The sequence below is a fragment of the Streptomyces viridiviolaceus genome (assembly GCF_014650995.1).
GTDB lineage: Bacteria > Actinomycetota > Actinomycetes > Streptomycetales > Streptomycetaceae > Streptomyces > Streptomyces viridiviolaceus.
In genome coordinates this window covers 1-2,131 of record NZ_BMWA01000076.1, presented here as the reverse complement: position 1 = coordinate 2,131, position 2,131 = coordinate 1, and the positions used below count along the sequence as shown (strand labels likewise).

Here is a 2,131-nt window from a genome sequence, read left to right as displayed (position 1 = left end):
CCGCGGCCTGCGCCAACTGCGCACCAAACGCGAAACCCTCCCCCCGAAGAAGCACGGCAACATCCCCCTCTGAGCCCTGCAAGGAGCCGCTGTGACCATCAAGGTCGTACGGGGCAACCCCACCCCCGAGGAGCTCGCCGCCGCCCTGGCGGTGGTCCGGGCACGCGCCGCGGCGGCCGAGGCCCTGCCGTCCGGCGCGCCCGGCACCCGCGACTCCTGGGCCGACCCCGCCCGCATCGCCGCCCGGCACCTGCCGCAGCCGGGCCCGGCGTCCTGGACGCGTACGTACTGGCCGAGCTGACGGCCACCGGCCGAGGGGCGCGGGGCTGTGCCGGTCTGCGACGCGGGCGGACGGAAGCACGACGCCGCGCCCCAAGTTGAGTACCTGTACTCAGGCGCCCTCACCTGGCCCAGCCGCACGCTGGTGCCATGCTGTGGTCCGACCCCGAGAACGAGCCGCCGGAGGACCTGCGCCGGACGCAGGACATGATGCGGCGGCTGAGCGTTCTCCTGGCGTTGGCCATGGTGTTCGCGATGATCGTGACCGGGCTGCGGTGAGGCGGCGGCGCGGACCGGACCGGCCCCGGTGCGCCGATACCCTGACCGCATGACAGATCAGCCGCGCCGTCGACTCGTCCTCGCCTCCCAGTCCCCCGCCCGGCTGGGCCTGCTGCGCCAGGCCGGACTGGACCCCGAGGTCCTCGTGAGCGGCGTCGACGAGGACGCCGTCCACGCGCCCACCCCCGCTGAGCTGGCCCTCGCGCTCGCCGAGGCCAAGGCCTCCGTCGTCTCCGCGAAACCCGAGGTCAAGGGCGCGCTGGTGATCGGCTGCGACTCGGTGCTCGACCTGGACGGCCATGCGCTCGGCAAGCCCGCCGACGCCGAGGAGGCCACCGCCCGCTGGAAGGCCATGCGCGGCAGGGCCGGCACCCTGCAGACCGGCCACTGCGTCTACGACACCCTCTCCGGCCGCCACGCCTCGGCCACCGCGTCGACCGTCGTCCACTTCGGCCACCCGACCGACGAGGAGATCGCCGCCTACGTGGCTTCCGGCGAGCCGATGTACGTCGCCGGGGCGTTCACCCTGGACGGCCTTTCGGCGCCGTTCATCGACGGCATCGAGGGCGACCACGGGAACGTGATCGGCATCAGCCTGCCCCTGCTCCGCCGCCTGCTCGGTGAACTGGGTGTGGGCATCACGGAGCTGTGGGCGCCGCAGGAGGGCTGACCGGGGAGCCGCCGTCGCCCGGCGTGTCCCGGGACGGTCGGGGCGCCGGCCGCTCCTGGGCTTCGTGGGTCATCAGCAGCAGCACGATGAGCCCGAGGACCAGGACCATGAACAGGAAGGCGCTCCAGCCCACCAGGCCCCAGGTGACGGCGCCGAGCAGTCCGTGCACCACGGCCGCGCTGATCAGCAGTACCCGGCCGAGCCCGACGGGCCGGTGGTCGCGCAGGGCCACGAGCAGGGCGACCAGCCCGCACAGCGCGAAGTAGAGGCCGAAGACGACGCCGCCGATCTTCGAGGAGACGGACATCGCGTCCGGGTCGAGTCCGGCCAGGGACATCTCCTGCCGGTCGACGACGATCCCCAGGAACCAGTTCAGGGCCGCCACGCCGAGTGCCTCGGCGAAGAGCACGACCGCCACGATCCACGCCACCGGTCTGCGCACCACCGGTCCCCACCCACTTTCGACCGCTGCCGGACAGGACAGCTGTTACCCCAAGTACGTTCGAGACATCGTGAACGCTACTAACGGGTAAACCTCGGGACAAGGGTTCCGCGGTGAGCAAAGAATCGTTGGGCCATTCGTAGGGACTCCACAAAGAATCGGAGTGGGCCGCAGCACGCTCTCACAGAGACCTTGACCACACCGGAAGGCTAGGGTTTGCCACGAGGAGTCCTGCGTACCGCGGTGCGACAAGGACTTTCGCGGGTCGAGCGAGCCTCGAATCACGCTCCGTGTGGGCAAGCTCACCACTGGGGACGGGTCGAAGTGCCGTGTCGGCAGTCCCTAAACTCGGCTTGTTTCAAGGAGGGAGCCTCAATCGTGCGCAAGGTGCTCATCGCCAACCGTGGCGAAATCGCTGTCCGCGTGGCCCGGGCCTGCCGGGACGCCGGGATCGCGAGCGT

The 2,131-nt window shown here is 71.1% G+C and carries 5 protein-coding genes; 4 read left to right on the top strand and 1 reads right to left on the bottom strand.

Going from position 1 to position 2,131, the window contains the following annotated elements:
* Positions 1 to 91: 91 nt before the first annotated feature.
* The 3 genes from IE260_RS40910 (at position 92) to IE260_RS40905 (ending at position 1,228) form a co-directional block, all read left to right on the top strand.
* Positions 92 to 301, top strand: coding sequence for an acyl-CoA carboxylase epsilon subunit (locus IE260_RS40910; protein ID WP_189881003.1), 210 nt, complete (start codon positions 92 to 94; stop codon positions 299 to 301).
* 128 nt (positions 302 to 429) lie between these two features.
* Complete coding sequence (mmpB, locus tag IE260_RS42760) at positions 430 to 558, top strand: morphogenic membrane protein MmpB (RefSeq protein ID WP_268255037.1); 129 nt, start codon at positions 430 to 432, stop codon at positions 556 to 558.
* A 49-nt stretch (positions 559 to 607) separates the two neighbouring features.
* On the top strand, positions 608 to 1,228 hold the full coding sequence (locus IE260_RS40905; RefSeq protein ID WP_189881002.1) for a nucleoside triphosphate pyrophosphatase: 621 nt from the start codon (positions 608 to 610) through the stop codon (positions 1,226 to 1,228).
* On the opposite strand, the gene IE260_RS40900 is transcribed toward IE260_RS40905, so the two are convergent.
* On the bottom strand, positions 1,197 to 1,673 hold the full coding sequence (locus tag IE260_RS40900) for a hypothetical protein (protein ID WP_189881001.1): 477 nt from the start codon (positions 1,671 to 1,673) through the stop codon (positions 1,197 to 1,199). The two genes, IE260_RS40905 and IE260_RS40900, sit on opposite strands and share 32 nt — an antisense overlap.
* A 375-nt stretch (positions 1,674 to 2,048) precedes the next feature.
* Between IE260_RS40900 and IE260_RS43345 the strand changes: the two genes are divergently transcribed.
* Positions 2,049 to 2,131: biotin carboxylase N-terminal domain-containing protein (locus IE260_RS43345; RefSeq protein ID WP_355335748.1), on the top strand; the 83-nt coding region annotated here is incomplete at its 3' end.

What these genes read in the sequence shown, in the direction of transcription:
- IE260_RS40905 (WP_189881002.1), top strand. Translation starts at nt 608, where the DNA reads ATGACAGATCAGCCGCGCCGTCGACTCGTCCTCGCCTCCCAGTCCCCC.
- mmpB (WP_268255037.1), top strand. Translation starts at nt 430, where the DNA reads ATGCTGTGGTCCGACCCCGAGAACGAGCCGCCGGAGGACCTGCGCCGG.